This window comes from Parabacteroides sp. AT13, from assembly GCF_002272965.1.
Classification (GTDB): domain Bacteria; phylum Bacteroidota; class Bacteroidia; order Bacteroidales; family Tannerellaceae; genus Parabacteroides; species Parabacteroides distasonis.
The window spans coordinates 271,048-288,634 of the sequence record NZ_NQMH01000002.1 but is presented as its reverse complement, the minus strand read 5'-3'; the positions used below and the strand labels follow the sequence as shown (position 1 = coordinate 288,634).

Sequence of the window (17,587 nt, the reverse complement as noted above, 5' to 3'; positions counted from 1 at the left end):
TAGTCATCCAACAATTTGAGAAGACAAGAAAAAATATCGTATGAAAGAGATGATACTAAAGACAAAGCGACTCCTATTAAGGGAATTAAAACAAGATGATTTTGATGATATCTGTAAGCTTTTACAAGATCCGATTGTAATGTACGCTTACGAAGGAGCGTTCAGTAAAAAAGAGGTACAAGAATGGCTTGATAAGCAATTAAGGAGGTATCAAAACGATGGCTTTGGCTTATGGGGGATGATAGAGAAAGGCAGCGGAGAGCTTATCGGTCAGTGTGGTCTCACCTATCAAGAATTCAACGGTCAACAGGTTCCGGAGATCGGTTATTTGCTTAGGGCGGAATACTGGCATAAAGGTTATGCTACCGAGGCCGCCATAGCTTGTAAGGAATACGCCTTCAATATCCTTAACTTCGACAAAGTATACTCCATCATACGGGACACAAATATCCCCTCTCAAAAAGTAGCACTAAGAAACGATATGAGGGAAATCGCAAATTTCATAAAACATTATCGCAATATCGATATGCTTCATTTAGTATTCTGCGTGGATAAGTCATAGTTATCAAGCGGAAAGACTGGGATTCGAACCCAGGGAGCGGTTACCCGCTCACCGCATTTCGAGTGCGGCCCGTTCGACCACTCCGGCATCTTTCCTTGTGGTTGACGTGTACAAAAGTACATAAAATATAGTATCGTTATTCTCTTGAAAGGCTAAAATTACTTTATCAAATACAAAAAAGGGCATTCTTCACAGAACGCCCCTCTTTAAAACATATAACTAATACCTCTAAATTACTTGAAATAACGATTATATAAACCTTCAAATCCTTTGCCATGACGTGCCTCGTCTTTGCACATCTCATGTACGGTATCATGGATTGCGTCCAAATTCTGTTGTTTAGCCAATGTAGCGATACGTTTCTTGTCCTCGCATGCGCCAGCCTCAGCTTCCATACGCTTTTTCAAGTTAGTCTTCGTATCCCAAACTACGTCGCCAAGAAGCTCTGCGAACTTAGCAGCGTGCTCAGCCTCTTCCCAAGCGTAACGCTTGAATGCCTCAGCTACCTCAGGATAACCCTCACGGTCTGCTTGACGGCTCATGGCCAAATACATACCAACTTCGGTACATTCTCCCATAAAGTGAGCGTTCAGACCTTCCAAAATCACTGGGTCTACACCTTTAGCAACACCTAGTACATGTTCGTCAACGAACTGCAACGCACCTTCTGTCTCTACTAATTCCTTAAATTTGCTTTTCGGTTGTTTACATTGAGGGCAGAACTCAGGAGCCTCATCACCTTCGTGTACATAACCACATACTGTGCAAATCCATTTCTTTTTCATATATCGCAAAATTTTTATTGGTTGTATGGCACAAAATTAACTAAACTATCCGATACTACCATAATTCATCGATAGATTAATTCTATGTGTTAATCGATAAAAACTATGGAACTTATTTTTGACAGCGATTGTTTACTAAGTAAATATTTATTTATATGGATACATCAAAGATTATTAGTTTATTAGGAGACAAAAGTGATTATTATTTAAATCACGTATGTAAGACTATTGATAAATCGCTGCTTCATCTTCCATCACCCACTTGCGTGGACGATGTGTGGGGCAATTCAGATAGAAACATACAGACTCTCAATAGTCTGCAAACCTTGTTGGGGCACGGAAGATTAGCTAACACCGGATATGTTTCTATCCTCCCGGTAGATCAAGATATCGAGCATACCGCAGGGTCTTCCTTCGCTCCAAACCCCATTTATTTCGATCCGGAGAATATCGTAAAATTAGCGATCGAGGGTGGTTGCAACGCAGTCGCTTCTACGTTCGGCATACTAGGGTCAGTCGCACGAAAATATGCTCATAAGATTCCATTCTTGGTAAAACTAAATCATAATGAGCTTCTTACTTATCCGAATTCTTACAATCAAATCGTATTCGGTACGGTGAAGGAAGCATGGAATATGGGCGCCGTAGCTGTAGGGGCCACGATCTATTTCGGATCAGAGCAAAGCCGACGTCAGCTAGTCGAGATTGCCGACGCATTCGAGTATGCCCATGAACTAGGTATGGCGACCGTATTATGGTGCTATTTACGAAACAGCTCTTTTAAAAAGGATGGCATCGACTATTCCGCGGCAGCCGATTTGACCGGACAGGCTAATCACCTTGGTGTCACGATCAAGGCCGATATCATCAAGCAGAAGCTACCGGAGAACAACGGAGGTTTCACCGCTATCAATTTCGGGAAGATCGATCAAAAGATGTACACAGAGTTAACGACAGAACATCCGATCGACCTCTGCCGTTACCAAGTAGCCAATAATTATATGGGACGTGTCGGGCTTATCAACTCCGGCGGGGAATCTCATGGCGCCTCAGATCTTAAAGACGCTGTCGTCACTGCTGTCATAAACAAACGTGCGGGTGGCATGGGGCTGATTAGCGGAAGAAAGGCGTTCCAACGTCCGATGAAAGACGGCGTGGAGTTACTTCATTCAATTCAAGATATTTATTTGGATAAGGATATTACTATCGCTTAGTTTGTTATTGCGTTGAGAAAAGAAGGCCGTCCATCAAAGCTATATACTTTGGGGACGGCCTTCAAATTTTATTTCTTCAACCACATATCCAACCACTCAAAGAATGTGCGTTGCCATAGAACGCCATTCTGGGGCTTCAATACCCAATGGTTCTCATCCGGATAAATCAGCAACTCGGCCGGTACACCCCGAAGAACCGCGGCGTTAAACGCTGCCATTCCTTGATTAGCCAAGATCCGGTAATCCTTCTCTCCATGGATACAAAGGATAGGCGTATCCCATTTGTCCACGAACTTATGCGGGGAGTTCGCGAATGTACGCTGAGCCGTAGCGTTTTGCTTTTCCCAGTACGCTCCACCCATATCCCAATTGGCGAACCACATCTCTTCCGTTTCCAGATACTGCATTTCCATATTAAAGATACCATCGTGGGCGATAAACGCCTTGAAACGTTTATCATGATGACCTGCCAACCAATATACGGAGAATCCACCGAAGCTGGCGCCTACACACCCCAAGCGATCCTTATTTACATACGGTTCCTTGGCTACCTCGTCAATAGCGGTGAAATAGTCTTTCATGCATTGTCCGCCATAATCGCCACTGACAGCCTCATTCCATTCCAAGCCAAATCCGGGAAGCCCCCGACGGTTCGGTGCCACGATAATATAATCATTAGCCGCCATGATCTGGAAATTCCAGCGGTAAGACCAGAACTGGCTAACAGGGCTTTGCGGGCCACCCTCACAGAACAACAAGGTAGGATACTTCTTATTCGGATCGAACTGAGGCGGATAGATAACCCACGTTAGCATCTGCTTGCCATCTGTCGTCTTCATCCAACGCTCCTCCACCTTACCCATCGTAAGCTGGTCGTAAATATGCTTGTTCTCGAACGTAAGTTGAGTTACCGTATGATCCCCTGTCAAATCGATCGAATAGATCTCGTCTCCCATGCTCATGGAATGACGTTGAGCGATCAGCTTATCGCCCAGAAGAGCGACAGAGGCGTAATCGTACATACCTTCGGTCAGCGGGGTAATCTTATTGCCATTCGCCAAGTCTATCTGATAAACCTGCGACTCGCCATGCCAAACGCCCGTGAAATAGATACGCTCGCAATCAGCGCTCCAGCAATAAGAGTCCACGTTGGAGTCAAAATCCTTGCTTACGAATGTTTTCTCACCCGTCTCCAGATTCATTACCATCAAGCGATTTTGATCCGCCTCGTAACCATCCCGTTCCATACTTAACCAAGCGATGCTCTTTCCGTCCGGAGAATAGGTGGGATTCGTATCATATCCCTTGTTCTCTTCCGTTATATTGGTCGTTTGCTTCGTATTCAGATCATATACATAAATATCCGAATTCGTGGAGATCGCATATTCTTTACCCGTCTTTTTGCGGCTGGTATAGGCAATCTTGTCCGAGGTAGTGTTCCAAGCCAATTGCTCGATACCGCCAAACGGCTTCATCGGGCTCTCAAACAACTCGCCCTCCATCACATCCACAGGATTGCTGATCGATTCGCCATCGAAATCGGCGACAAAAGGATGCGGAACGGTAGTCACCCACTCATCCCAATGCTTGTACATTAAATCCGTAATGATAACACCTGTCGCCTTATCCAAATCCGGATATTTATCAGCGGTACTGTTCACGGTTTTCACTTGCGAGATAAACAAGACCTTTTTCTCATCGGGAGAGAAAGCGAAACCCTCGATATCCTTATCATAATCGGAAAGTCGCTTACGGTCCGTCCCATCCGGATTCATTTCCCAAAGCTGGCTGCTACCGCTCTCGTTACATAAGAAAGCGATCTTGGTTCCTCCTTTGATCCATACGGCCTCGTTCTCAGCGAATCCGGTTTTCGTGATTTGCTTATTATCCGATCCGTCCGCGTTCATCACGAAGACCTCACGGTTGCTCTTGTTTTCCGGTACACTATAGTACGCCACCGTATACACCACTCTTTTCCCGTCCGGAGATACGTTCATACCGCCGATACGTCCCATGGCCCACAAAGCCTCCGGGGTCATGCGGCCGTCTTTGATCCGGATGTCCGACTTCCCGATAAGGTTCTTATCGCCGGTCTCCTTCACGTTCACATCCGTAGCCGGATTGCAAGCACCTAACAGTAGGGATGTTGCCATAATCATTGTTCCGATAGATTTATTCATGCCGTTATAATATATTACAATTTGAGTGCGAAAGTACTAAATATAATTTATATCTTCGCGTTACTAATTATAAGAACTGAACAGTATGAATAAGATTTGGTTATTTGGAGCCGCTGTATGTATGGTATTAGCACTCGGCTCATGTAAACCTAAACAGAGCGCGTACAAGGCTGCTTACGAACAGGCCAAAGAAAAAGAGTCGACAGCTCCTGTTGAGGTTGTAGAACAAGAGGAAGAAGTTGTTGAGGTCGCTCCTGTCTCAAAACCCAGAACCTCTACGGCTACCACTCGTACGGAAAAAATCAACGCCGCTCAAGGTGAGGACGCCAGCCGTCTGAAACGTTATAGCGTCGTTGTCGGCAGTTTCAAGAACAAGACAAACGCTTACGCATTAAAAGAACGTATGCAGAATGATGGTTACAACGCAGTGTTGGGCGAGAACGAGCAAGGGATGTTGCGTGTGATCGTCGCTAGCTTCGACAATAAAGCGGACGCCGCCGATAGCCGTGACGCCATCAAGGCGAAATACGCTCCTAACTTCCAAGATGCTTGGTTATTGGAGAGAGCTTATTAATTGTAAGCTATCAGAAAAGATAAAAGCGGAAGGTCTCGTTAGCCTGTAAGAAGAATCTTGCAGGTTATCGAGACCATTCTATTTGAAGGAAACATAAGGACATAAAAATAGCCCGACTTCAACAGCCGAGCCACTTTTCACCAATCTAATCTAACTTAACCTAAAACAAAAACCATCTTTTTCTTTTTGCCTTTCTCTTCTTATATCCTAACAACCTTTTTACCTTAAAAACGTAATACCTATTCGAAATTGTATAAACTCAAAACATCTAAACACATATGATATAAACGAATTACTCTTCATAAACCGGCCACGCACCTTCTTTCGTACAAACGAAAGCCGCTGTCTTTACAGCGAAATGATGGGCCTCGCTTAAGGACTTCCCCTTTAAGAGCGAAATGATTAGAGCCCCCGAAAAAGCATCCCCCGCCCCGACCGTATCCGCCACCGTGACCTCCGGCGTGGGCAACGTAGAGATCTCCTCTCTCGTATAAATCGTACTATGGGAGCTCCCCGCAGTCAAGACAAACATCCGAAGGCCGTATTTCTCAATAAACCATAAAGCCACTTCCCTCTCAGTTCCATTCAAGCCGAATAAGTCCCGAAGAACGTTAAACTCCTCATCATTCACCTTCAACACATTCGCTAAGTACAAAGACTCCTCGATCAACTCCTTATCATAGTATCGCTGGCGAAGATTGATATCCAGCAAACGATAAGCGTCTTTCGGCGCAAACGATGAGATCGCTTGTATCGTCTCCCGAGACTGACGGGAACGCTGGGCCAATGTACCGAAACAAATAGCGTCCGCTTTCTCCGCCAAATCAATCGCATCGGATGTAGGCGATATATGATCCCAAGCCACTCGCTCATGAATCGTATAAGTAGGGATACCTTCTCGTAACTCTACCTGAACGGTTCCCGTCGGGTAAGGCACTTTCTCGATCAAATGCTGGATATGATTCTTATCCAACTCATCAACGATCTCTTTACCCAACTCATCATCTCCGACAGCGCTGATAGCATATCCCTCAGCACCTAGGCAAGACGCATGATAGACAAAATTAATCGGGGCCCCCCCAGCCTTTTTCCCGGAAGGAAGCATATCCCATAATAATTCTCCAATCCCAACGACAATTGGTTTACGTCTTGATTCAGTCACCTGTTCCATGGTCTTTCTATTAAAAACAACTTTCGTACTTATCGACACCGCAAAAGTATATCATCGTTATAAATACAACGATAACTATAGCTACAAGATAAATCACACAAGTTACATAAAAGATTTATTTTCAAGGGACAATAACAGACGTTACCCGTATGTAACATCTGTACAAGCAGCATCCTTACAAAGACTCTATAAACTCGGTTGGCGTTATATTATAAACCGCTTTAAAGCATTTGGAGAAATAGGCCGGCGAGCCGAATCCCGTGGCATAAGCAACCTCGCTAATCGTTCCGGATCGCTGCTTCAATAGGGCGGATGCCTTTTTCAAACGATAGTTACGCAAAAAGTCCGTAGGGGTAATCCCGGACAACTCCTTCACCTTTCGATATAAATGCACACGAGACAGGCCCAGTTTCTCACTGCCTTTCTCTATACTGAAATCGGGATCGCTATAATTCTCCTCTATCAAAGCGATAAACTTACGCATAAACAAATCATCCAGACTCTCTACCTTCCCTTTTGTCTCGATGGAAAGTCCCGCAGGCGATTGAGACTCTTTCAAGAAAACCTCTCGCAAACGATTACGTTCTTCCAACAATTTAATGATACGTAATTTCACGATCTCGATATTGAACGGTTTCTGGATATATTCATCCGCTCCCCCCTCAAATCCATACAAGCGTTGACTGTCATCCGAAAGAGCCGTAAGCAAGATTACCGGGATATGACTGAGGGCCATATCCGACTTAACCCGGCGGCAAAGCTCGAAGCCATTCATCTCCGGCATCATCACGTCACTGACGACCAGTGATACATTTTCCTTCAATAGAATATCCAAGGCCTTGGCACCATTCTCCGCTACAAGTACATTAAAATTCCCGGACAACTCATGCTGTAAATAAGCGCGAATATCCCAATCATCCTCAACGATCAAGATCATATAATCATATTTCTTATTCAACGTTTCTTGAACTTGGGATATATCCAAATGCGCTACACCAGAGGACGATTCTGTCGCATTCGACAGAAAGACACAAGATTCATCAAAATGAGATTTACCTTTCGGGATCTGAACGGTAAACACTGTCCGTTCGCCTTGCTCGCTTTCCACGTGGATCGAGCCTTTATGCATAAGGACAAATTCCCGTGTCAGATGCAGTCCGATACCCGTTCCCGGAGCATAGCTTTGCCCGCTTGTAAAAAAGCGCTCGAATACGGAGGCTAGGTTTTCCGGGGGAATACCCTCTCCATTATCTTCCACCGATAAGACAACCTCCGTCTCCTCCTCCCGCAAACGAATCGTAATCTTCCCCTGCTCCGGGGTAAACTTAAAAGCGTTCGAAAGCAAGTTCGTTAATATCTTCTCCATTTTGTCCGTATCCACCCAAACAAAAAGAGAATCCATTTCATGCAGGAAGGTATAATCAATTCGCTTACTCTGGGCCAGAGTATTAAAATAAGATTTCACCTCTTGGATTAAAAAGACCAAATCCATCTTAGTAACCCGCAATCCCATCTTATTATTCTCTATCTTCCGGAAATCCAGCAATTGGTCGATCACACGTTTCAAGCGTTCCGCATTCTTCTTAACGATGCGGATATCATCCGCGAAAGCGCCTGCCGGGGCATCTTGCGCCATCTTGTTCAGAGGCCCTAGAATCAAGGTCAAAGGAGTCTTTATCTCGTGAGATACATTCGTAAAGAACTGCAATTTCTGTGTCGTGACTTGCTCGATACGCTGGTTCGCTACCGAGAGTTCCTCTTTCTGTTGTTGTACCAAACGATTTCTCTCATTCAACAAATGATTCTTCTGGCGCACTTTACGATTAATATAAACCGTGTAAATAGCGGAACCACCCAACAAAAGCACCAATATCAAGATAATAATCAAGGAACTATAAAGAAAGTTATATTTCGAGAGCAATTGCGACAAATTCGCACGCTGTTTCTCGATCTGGCGTTGATATTCTACCAACCGGTCTGATTGTAAATAAAGGGTACCGGCGTTGGTCTTATCGATCATAGCGGTGCTTAACGCATACTTTTTCGTATAAGCTTGTCCGCTTAAGATCTGCCATGCTACCTTAATAGCCACCCCACCACCTGTCGGATAATAAAAAGAGGCATCCAACTTACCCTGCGCAACCGCCTCCACGCCTAAGCCTCCTCCCAAGAGTCCATCCACGCCTATAAATTCCACGTGCCTCACCAGCGACGAATCTCGCTCCTCAATCGCCTCACGGGCCCCTAAGGCCATCATATCATTATGAGCGAAAACGATATCGACATCCTCTATGGAATCCAGCTTCAAGACTTCCTCATAGGCATTCTTCCTGTACCAATACCCATCCAACTCCCGGATTTTCACATTCGGATCAATAGACATCGCATCGACAAAACCTTGATGTCTTTCTGTAGCGGAGGAAGAGCCTCTCCGTCCCCATATCTCTAAAATCGTTGTCTCCCCCTTGATCAAGGAGCTGATGTACATTCCGATCGAGCGACCGATCTCGTAATTATCCGCTCCAATATACGTCGTATATTCATCGCTATTAATTTTCCGGTCCAATATGATAGTGGGAATACCAGCCCTGTACGCCTCAACAGCGACAGGCGTAACAGGCTCGGTCTCATTCGACGATATAATCAGCAAATCCACCTTTTTCTTGATAAAACCTTTTATCTGGCTGATCTGAGTATCATTATCCTGACTAGCATCCATTACGACCAACTCGATCTCCGGATGATTTAAAGCCTCTACTTCCATATCACGTATCATGGATTGACGCCAAATATCCGTCATCGAGCATTGAGATACACCGATGACATATTTCTTTTCTTTTTTACCGGGCGAACAGGCAAAGCAAAGAATAAGGAATAGCCAAAGCAGGATATAAAGCGGGTTTCCTTTCATGTGGTATATTTAATTCGATCGTTTATTCTACAAATATACGAAAACTATTCCGAAATTACCCCCAAACAAGTCAAGGTATCTTTTAACAACGGGGTAAATCTATGGATACCGATTTCATTCAAATGATCAGCGTCCCTATAGCAAGAATCAGGTAACGGTACAGCCGTATAATTCAAATAAAAGACCGTTTTATCATCCACGTATTCCCGAGCCAAAGAATCCGTCAATTCTCGATAACTCGAAGGAACCCGTTCCATATATTCCGTGGAAACAGGGGCATTGTACAAAATAAGAGACAGATCCCGCTTCTTACATTCCTCTACGATTCGCCCCAACATCTCTTGTTGAAATGAGGATGGCAATAAATAAGCACCCTTATCATCATAGTAATGACGATCGATAATAACGTCTAGTGTTCCCCCGGTCGCCCCCGTGAAAATACGCTCGATCACATTCCTTTTAATCTCAGCTACGCAATTCTTGAACGGAACGCCAAACTCATACGAATACATGACCTCCTTACGGGTTACCGGCGAAACAGCCTCCTGTACCAAAAGTCGCAAATCCTCCCGCTCCTTTAGATGGGGATAAATAGACATATAGGCAGGAAACTCATCTTGATAGGAATCATCGGCCACGGTAAACGTGTGGTAACCAAACCCCAATATCACGGTTTTCAAATGGGGAAGGTAAGGCGCTTTCAAGCATAAATCGATATAGGTATTGAAATAATTCTCACTGGATTTAGCGTCATTCCTCGATTTCCCCAGCATATCGGCGGATATCGAATGTAAAGGATGGGAATCGCCCAAAATCAATACCTCCACTTCCGGATCACTTTTGAGGCTGGGTACGCTTATATGAAAATAAGAGCGGATCAGCAGGCAACTAAGCAACCCTAAACATCCTACCACCCCTAAATACCGGAATATAGCAATAAAGAACCTTCTCATACTTATCAGAATTGAAAATAAATGAAACCTTGTGGATTACTGGCGTCGAAACCATAGATGATAATCAGCAATACCGTATAGATAACATACCGAACCGGAAGGCTAAGGTCCTCTATCATCAACCCATGCGCTTGTTTTCGGCCGATCCATTCCACGATGAACATAAGAGCCGTGAAAAAGAAACATTTCTTCAGCAGGAGTTGCCCGAATCCCAAGCCCACAAGCTGAGGAGCCGAGAATAACGAGACATTGAACATCCGCTCGAGATACACAGCCGCTTGGGATATATCTTCCGACCGGAACAGAATCCATCCCAATAAGACCAGCAAAAACGTAGCTCCCATCTGTGTCAATTCCTTCACAGAGGGGAGGAAACTGTTTTCCGCCACGGAATCTCTATACCTCCTATTTTGACCCAACAATAACAATGGCAGAAACAACAATGCATGATACGCTCCCCATGCCACAAACGTCCAGTTAGCCCCGTGCCAGAACCCACTTACCAAGAAAATAACAAGGGTATTCCGGAAGCTCTTCCATTTCCCTGCCCGGCTTCCCCCTAGGGGTATATAGATATAATCCCGGAACCAAGTCGTCAAAGAGATATGCCAACGCCGCCAAAACTCCGCTATATCCCGGGAGAAATAAGGATACTTAAAGTTCTGCATAAGGTCTATGCCAAACAACCGGGCACAGCCGATCGCTATATCCGAATATCCGGAAAAATCCCCGTAAATCTGTATCGTAAAGAAGAAAGCCCCCAGAAACAAGGTACTCCCATCCAACGTCTGGTAATTCTCAAACACACCGTTCACGAACAAAGCGCAGTTATCGGCAACCACCACTTTCTTGAAAAATCCCCAAAGCATCTGGCGTATACCATCCAACGCCAGATCACAATCGAAATTACGAGGCCGGAGAAACTGAGGTAACAAATGGGTAGCCCGTTCTATCGGGCCCGCCACTAATTGGGGGAAGAAACTGATATAAGCGAAGAATGCCACGATATCATGAGTCGCCTTGATTTTACCTTGGTAAACATCAATCGTATAGCTCAAAGCCTGAAACGTATAAAAACTGATCCCGACAGGGAGCAAGATATTCAACGTCACGTAATCGGCATCCCAGCCCAATAGGTGAAGGACATTTACCAAATTCTCGGTAAAAAAATCAAAGTACTTAAATACGCCCAAGATCGAAAGGTTCAGTAAAATATTACCGGCACTTATCCACTTTTGGACCAACCGGTTGCCAGCGCATTTCTCCAAATAGACTCCACTCAAGTAACTGCATAACGACGTAAACAGGATCAGCAGCAAAAAGCGCCAGTCCCACCATCCGTAGAACAGGTAACTAACAGCTACCACAAATAGATTTTGCCACCGCAAAGACTTGAAAACAAACCAGTAACCAAAGAAAACCAATGGCAGGAATATAAGGAACTCTATGGAATTAAATAACATAAATATTTAATTTTCAGACTCAAGAATATGTATGATCAAGGCGCAAAGATAAGGAATATCAAGCATTGACCAATAAATATTTCGTATATTCGTGGCTCAGAAATACAATAAGATACAGAGATGAAGATAATCAACGAACAATTACTCGACGAGACCCAGGCCAAAGCCTTGCAGTCTCCCCGCCTGCGAATGAACTATAATTTCCATGAGAGATTGGATGATCCGATCAATCGGTTACTGAATGCCATGGAGCCCGGTACGTATTTGCGTCCGCACCGGCATTTAAATCCGGCGAAAGACGAGATCTTCTTGTTGCTACGTGGGAAGGTAGCGGTATTCTTGTTTGACGAGGAAGGGAATATCACGGAGAAAACGATACTGAATCCAAAGGAAGGCGCTTATGGAGCGGAGATCAAGGCAGGGACATGGCACGGGCTTCTGGTACTGGAATCCGGATCGGTTATTTATGAGATAAAGCAAGGGCCGTTCGCGCCGCTAGCACCGGAGAACCTAGCGCCTTGGAGCCCCGAGGCGGAAGATACGGAGGGAGTAAAGAAGTATCTGGAATGGCTCGAGAGCCAAATATGATTGATGATACTTTTAGTATAACAAGCTAGCGATCAGCCTCGTATAACAAGAGCTATCCGAGGGTTTTAACAATGCCCATTCTAAAGTGTTTACGATGCCCATTATAAGGAGCTTACAATGGGCATCGTTACCTCCTTATAATAGGCATTGTTATTATTTCTGGAAAACCTTCGTCGATTTAATCATCACGTCGTGTAAAGGACGATCGTTCTTATCCGTCTTTACCACGGAGATCTTCTCTACGATATCGAAGCCTTCCACTACCTCGCCAAAGATCGTTACCGAGCCATCCAGATGCGGAACGCCACCGATCGTCTTATAAATCTCACGCCGTTCGGCCGGGATCACTACCGGGCCTAATACCGCCAACGTATCTTCCACCAAGATGGACGCACGGGCATGTAACTCATTCTCCAAGGAATCGGCGGCCAAGGAAGGATCTTGCTTTTTCAGCTCATCCCGGAATTTATAGTACAACCAGTTGCGGCGGATCTCGTTGATACGAGCCTCTTTCTCCGCAAGCTCCTTGTCGTCCAAGACTTTCCCTTGCACAAAACAGAACTGCGTACCGGCGGAAGCACGTTCCGGATTCACGGCATCGATCTCTTTCGCGTCGATCAAAGCGCCTTTCTTATTAAAATGATTAGGTAATATCTCAGCGGGAACGGTATAACCACCATCGCCATCCCCATACAAGGCACCCGGCTCATGCGCTTTACTCTCCGGATCACCACCTTGCACGACAAACTCCTTGATAACACGGTGGAAAAGCATACCCTCATACTCGTTCGACTGGCAGAGCTTTATGAAGTTATCCCGGTGAAGAGGCGTATCGTCGTATAGCAGGACGGTGACGTCTCCCATCGTCGTCTTGATTTTCACATATACGGGTTTATTCGGGTCCAAAGGCTTATCCCCACAAGCTACCAACGTGAGCAAGAGCAGGAACAGCGAGAAAATTTGTCGTTTCATACCTGTTTTATTTATCGGATTAAGTAGTTACAAAGCCGGTTATTCCTCCGCATAGATCAACATCTGGCAATTCTTGCAGTCGAAGCGCAAACGCAAGAGCGTTTCCTTATAGCGCAGCAAGTAAGGCTCCTTATAGGGAGACTTCTGCTTCTGGTAAGTAGGGCACCATCCCATACTGTACCTCAGGCAATGTTTCGTGAACATCAAAGGGACATCCTTCTGGGGAGACAACTCGAAAGCGTCTTCCACGGCAGTCACGCCATGCGCCTTATAAAAGGCACCAGCCTTGCTATTGGAGACATTCCCTAAATAAGTCAGACGCTTCTCTGGGAAAGGGATTTCCAAAGTCTCGCCTACACACGGCTTTACCGGACGAGCCTCTTCCCTGCGGTAACGAATCCGCCGGGTAGAGATAAGCCTCTCCACCCCTTGCCTACGCATCTCGGCCAATAAAGAAGAAGGGACAAACCAGTTATCGGACATCGCCACGGTGACCTCCACCGCCTCAAAAGGCGTATTTCCCAACTTAGAGAGCTGGGTACGGATATTCTCCGCTTGATCCCGCCGGGCCGGTTCTTTCTCGAACGGCTGGGTAAGCATGATACGGGCTCCTGTCTCGTCTGTCATACTTAACGTGAAGCCAAAGGCGTTATCTTGAAATTCCATCCGGACAGAGAGCTTCCGCTCGGCGGATGGCTTGGATAGCAGTTTATCAAACTCTTGATCGAAATTCCGGTACAAAGGCATCTTCGGACGGATCGCCGGGCGATCCAGCGTAAAGATCCGGTTCGCCTCCACACGGTTTACCCGGAAGCCCTCCAACTCCCCTTTCTCATTGAAGAAGGTAAGCCCGTCGCCATTATTCAATTGTTTCAGTCCGGCGATCGTGAAAGAGTTTCCTTTCAGTTCCTTCACCGTACCCACCGGCTCCCCCAAGGACTTAGGCGTATCAAAGCTGGTGATATCCTTCGTGCGCTCCTTCCATAAGAAAGGCGTGAAACCCCGGTTGAAGCTTTTCTCCGCCACGGGCTCGAACGTGTAAGTGCTATGCCCGGCCGAGGCACGACGGTATTCTGACCGACGGGCCAAGATAGCGTCTAGTTTCTTCCGATACCAAGCCGTTACGTTCTTCACGTAAGATACATCCTTCAAACGACCCTCGATCTTCAAGGAAGAGACACCGGCATCCAACAACTCCTCCAAGTATTCCCCCCGGTTCATGTCCTTCAAGGATAAGAGATGCTTACCCGATACGATCTCCTTCCCGTCCGCATCGATCAAGCTATAAGGCAGGCGGCAATACTGGGCGCATTCCCCCCGGTTGGCGCTTCGTCCGCTCAAGGCGGCGCTCAGGTAACACTGGCCGCTATAGCTTACGCACAGCGCCCCGTGTACGAAGACCTCCAGAGGCACGGTCGTTCGCTCGGCGATCTCCCGTATCTGGTTCAGTGATAGCTCTCTCGCCAATACGACTTGCGTGAAACCTACTTCTTGCAGGAATCTCACCTTCTCCGGCGTACGGTTATCCGTTTGCGTACTGGCGTGCAAGGGGATAGGCGGAAGGTTCAACTGGGTGATACCCATGTCTTGAACGATCAAGGCATCCGCCCCGACCTCGTAAAGTTGCCAGATCATTTGCTCGGCCTCTGCCAGCTCCTCTTCTTTCAAGATAGTGTTCAAGGCCACGTAAATACGAGCCGAATAGAGATGGGCGTAATCGCAAAGCTGCCGTATATCGTCCAGCGTATTACCGGCGGCGGCACGGGCTCCGAACTTCGGGGCACCGATATACACGGCATCGGCGCCATGGTTAATCGCCTCCCTACCGCAAATCAGATCCTTAGCGGGAGATAACAGTTCTATCGAACGGGGTTCTTTTCTCATTTACAAGCTTCCTAGTTTTTTAATATCTTCCCGGCGGAACGGGGTCTCTTGGTATACGTAATAGTTCAGCCAATTGGTGAATAGCAGGTTCGCGTGCCCCCGCCAACGTACCACCGGGCCTTGCGCCGGATCGTTATTCCGGTAATAATTACGAGGCTTGTTGATGGGCAATCCCTTCCCCAAATCACGCATATACTCATCATTCAGCGTATAGGGCGAATACTCGGAATGGCCGGTGATGAAGAATTCCCGTCCGCCACGAGCCATCGCCATATAGACGCCGGATTCCTCGCTCTCGGACAATAAGGTGAGCTCGGGCACCTTCATGATATCCTCTCGGCGAATCTCGGTATGACGGCTATGAGGCACGAAGAACTCGTCATCGAACCCCCGGAAGATCGGAACAAACGGTTCCCGGAGCGAATGACGGAAGACACCGAACATCTTGGCCGGCAAATCATATTTAGGCACCCCATAGAAATGGTATAGCCCCGCTTGCGCCGCCCAGCAGATATAGAGCGTGGAGGTAACGTGCGTACGGGCCCAATCGAATATCTGCGTGATCTCCTCCCAATAACTAACTTCCTCGAAAGGCATCTGCTCCACGGGAGCACCCGTCACGATCATCCCGTCGTAGAAATCATCCGCCATCTCATCGAAATCCTTATAAAATTCCTGCATATGCTCGATGGGCGTATTCTTCGGCGTATGTCCCTTGATCTTCATGAAATCAAGTTCCACTTGCAGGGGTGTATTACTGAGGAGGCGAACCAAGTCCGTCTCGGTCGTTATCTTAAGGGGCATCAAATTCAATACGACTACCCGAAGGGGGCGGATATCCTGCTCCGACGCACGCAAGGAATCCATCACGAAGATATGTTCCTTCTTCAGCAGCTCGATAGCCGGTAAGTTCTTTTGTAAATTTAATGGCATTTTCTATCTCTGATTATTATATGAGCGCAAAGATAATGAGAATTTTCTCATTATCGCTTATACTTCGCCACCATGATCACGGGGTTATCCTCCTCGTGCATACCCGCGGCGATCTCCTTTAACTTGCCTTTGAGGTGTCCTTCTTGATAGGCCTCGACAAGTTCGGGGGTATTTATCCGCCACGTGAAGGCGATCTCGTCGTTATTGAAGACCGTGAGGTCGAAAATCTCGTCCACGAGGTTGGCGATCGGTACTTCTTTCGTAAAATCATCGTTATATAGGACATACTCGGATACTTCCTTTGTCTCCCTATCGTACACCAAATCGGTTCTCATCAACCGATAGTAGGTATCCATCATCGCCAAGTTCAACTCTTTCTTTACGGTCTGCATAAAACAATAGCGATCCGTAACCACACCCGGGAAAAGAAAGATCTCCGGGCTCATGGATTGAATAGAGGGAGTCCTTACGATAAAAGGCTTTAATCCCTCGGCGGACGAGTAGGTGTAGACCGTATCGCAAGATGGCTCCGTAAGTAGCCAACGATCCTCGTAAGGGACGATACAAGGGTTATTAACCATACCTATGCCCTTTTCGTCGAACAATACTTGCGACACCTTTTTCTCAAAAGGGACTTTTATTTCTTCTACCACACTCCCATCTTGCTTGGATACTATCAGGAATATATTCCTAGGCTCAAGATCCTGATAAGCCCCATTGAAATTACGCCCACTACTAGCATCTTGGCAGATGAAGTGATCCCTGTCAAAATTGAAGATCGCTTTATAATAAACCCATGATTTCGTATCCTCGTCTTCTCCTTCCTTGAACGTGAAGCTTCGCTTGAAATTCCCAAACAAGTCATAAGTCATTATCTTTCTTTGCCGCAGATTACCAACAAACAGTTCTCCTTTCTCATCGTCCAGATAGATGCCATTCGTTGCGGCATACTCCTCGTTCCCCTGCCCTTTCCGATTGATATGCCAAATAGCCTTACCTTTCCGGTCGTAAATAAAAATGTCACCATCGGCAGCAAACATATTCCGTATGATCATCACATCCTTCCCGATCGCTTGCAACCAGCCTAGCGTCACGAACTCGTCCGTAGTCTCCAACGGAATATATTCCACGTCAAAAAGATCTTGCAAGATCAGTTCCTTTTTGGGATAATCCTTCGATACGTCCACCACGATAAGATCCTCTTTCTCTTGGGTAGAAGAGGTACCGCAACCAACCATACCTCCCGTTAATAAAAACATTCCCGCCGCTATCAAGCTCTGTCTCATAATAGTCTTTTCTTTTAGTTTAAATTTAAGGATAAAGGCAAATAACATTCACCTTGCGCAATATAGGGAATTTTTAATGGCTACGCAAAGATTTGTTCGAAAAACTCGTAA

14 protein-coding genes and 1 tRNA gene are annotated in these 17,587 nt (G+C 46.1%); 4 read left to right on the top strand and 11 right to left on the bottom strand.

The window, feature by feature from the left end; all coding sequences use genetic code 11:
* The first annotated feature begins 40 nt into the window (after nucleotides 1-40).
* On the top strand, nucleotides 41-562 hold the full coding sequence (locus CI959_RS15505) for a GNAT family N-acetyltransferase (RefSeq protein ID WP_005856094.1): 522 nt from the start codon (nucleotides 41-43) through the stop codon (nucleotides 560-562).
* A gap of 8 nt (nucleotides 563-570) precedes the next feature.
* Here the strand turns inward: CI959_RS15505 and CI959_RS15500 are convergent.
* Both CI959_RS15500 and CI959_RS15495 read right to left on the bottom strand, forming a co-directional pair.
* Nucleotides 571-657: transfer RNA gene (locus CI959_RS15500), tRNA-Ser, on the bottom strand.
* Between the two features lie 138 nt (nucleotides 658-795).
* Nucleotides 796-1,347, bottom strand: a complete 552-nt coding sequence (locus tag CI959_RS15495) for an NADH peroxidase (RefSeq protein WP_005856013.1) — start codon at nucleotides 1,345-1,347, stop codon at nucleotides 796-798.
* Between the two features lie 155 nt (nucleotides 1,348-1,502).
* On the opposite strand from CI959_RS15495, the gene CI959_RS15490 reads away from it, so the two are divergent.
* Nucleotides 1,503-2,561, top strand: a complete 1,059-nt coding sequence (locus CI959_RS15490) for a class I fructose-bisphosphate aldolase (RefSeq protein ID WP_005856012.1) — start codon at nucleotides 1,503-1,505, stop codon at nucleotides 2,559-2,561.
* Between the two features lie 68 nt (nucleotides 2,562-2,629).
* Here the strand turns inward: CI959_RS15490 and CI959_RS15485 are convergent, their stop codons facing one another.
* Nucleotides 2,630-4,741: a S9 family peptidase gene (locus CI959_RS15485; RefSeq protein ID WP_008780335.1), complete on the bottom strand. Its 2,112-nt coding sequence runs from the start codon at nucleotides 4,739-4,741 to the stop codon at nucleotides 2,630-2,632.
* Between the two features lie 85 nt (nucleotides 4,742-4,826).
* On the opposite strand from CI959_RS15485, the gene CI959_RS15480 reads away from it, so the two are divergent.
* On the top strand, nucleotides 4,827-5,315 hold the full coding sequence (locus tag CI959_RS15480) for an SPOR domain-containing protein (protein ID WP_005856008.1): 489 nt from the start codon (nucleotides 4,827-4,829) through the stop codon (nucleotides 5,313-5,315).
* A gap of 292 nt (nucleotides 5,316-5,607) precedes the next feature.
* Here the strand turns inward: CI959_RS15480 and CI959_RS15475 are convergent, their stop codons facing one another.
* From CI959_RS15475 to CI959_RS15460, 4 genes are all read right to left on the bottom strand, one after another.
* Nucleotides 5,608-6,486 (bottom strand): carbohydrate kinase, encoded by an 879-nt coding sequence (locus CI959_RS15475; RefSeq protein WP_005856006.1) that lies wholly within the window; start codon nucleotides 6,484-6,486, stop codon nucleotides 5,608-5,610.
* Between the two features lie 175 nt (nucleotides 6,487-6,661).
* Nucleotides 6,662-9,397, bottom strand: coding sequence for a substrate-binding domain-containing protein (locus tag CI959_RS15470; protein ID WP_057316600.1), 2,736 nt, complete (start codon nucleotides 9,395-9,397; stop codon nucleotides 6,662-6,664).
* 44 nt (nucleotides 9,398-9,441) lie between these two features.
* The gene (locus CI959_RS15465) at nucleotides 9,442-10,350 is read right to left on the bottom strand and encodes a hypothetical protein (RefSeq protein ID WP_005856002.1); all 909 of its coding nucleotides are present in this window, start codon (nucleotides 10,348-10,350) and stop codon (nucleotides 9,442-9,444) included.
* 5 nt (nucleotides 10,351-10,355) lie between these two features.
* Entirely contained in the window at nucleotides 10,356-11,813 is a 1,458-nt protein-coding gene (locus CI959_RS15460) for an MBOAT family protein (RefSeq protein WP_005856000.1), read from the bottom strand.
* 120 nt (nucleotides 11,814-11,933) lie between these two features.
* Here CI959_RS15460 and CI959_RS15455 point away from each other — a divergent pair, with 120 nt between their 5' ends.
* Nucleotides 11,934-12,401, top strand: a complete 468-nt coding sequence (locus CI959_RS15455) for a WbuC family cupin fold metalloprotein (protein WP_005855998.1) — start codon at nucleotides 11,934-11,936, stop codon at nucleotides 12,399-12,401.
* 153 nt (nucleotides 12,402-12,554) lie between these two features.
* On the opposite strand, the gene CI959_RS15450 is transcribed toward CI959_RS15455, so the two are convergent.
* From CI959_RS15450 to CI959_RS15435, 4 genes are read right to left on the bottom strand one after another with little or no spacing between them, the layout of a single operon-like run.
* Nucleotides 12,555-13,373, bottom strand: a complete 819-nt coding sequence (locus CI959_RS15450) for a peptidylprolyl isomerase (protein ID WP_005855996.1) — start codon at nucleotides 13,371-13,373, stop codon at nucleotides 12,555-12,557.
* Nucleotides 13,374-13,412: 39 nt separating this feature from the next.
* Complete coding sequence (locus CI959_RS15445) at nucleotides 13,413-15,257, bottom strand: U32 family peptidase (protein WP_057316604.1); 1,845 nt, start codon at nucleotides 15,255-15,257, stop codon at nucleotides 13,413-13,415.
* Nucleotides 15,258-16,190, bottom strand: coding sequence for a homoserine O-succinyltransferase (gene metA / locus CI959_RS15440; RefSeq protein WP_005855991.1), 933 nt, complete (start codon nucleotides 16,188-16,190; stop codon nucleotides 15,258-15,260). It lies immediately after the preceding gene.
* A 50-nt stretch (nucleotides 16,191-16,240) separates the two neighbouring features.
* Nucleotides 16,241-17,476: a 6-bladed beta-propeller gene (locus CI959_RS15435; RefSeq protein ID WP_057316687.1), complete on the bottom strand. Its 1,236-nt coding sequence runs from the start codon at nucleotides 17,474-17,476 to the stop codon at nucleotides 16,241-16,243.
* Nucleotides 17,477-17,587: the final 111 nt, after the last annotated feature.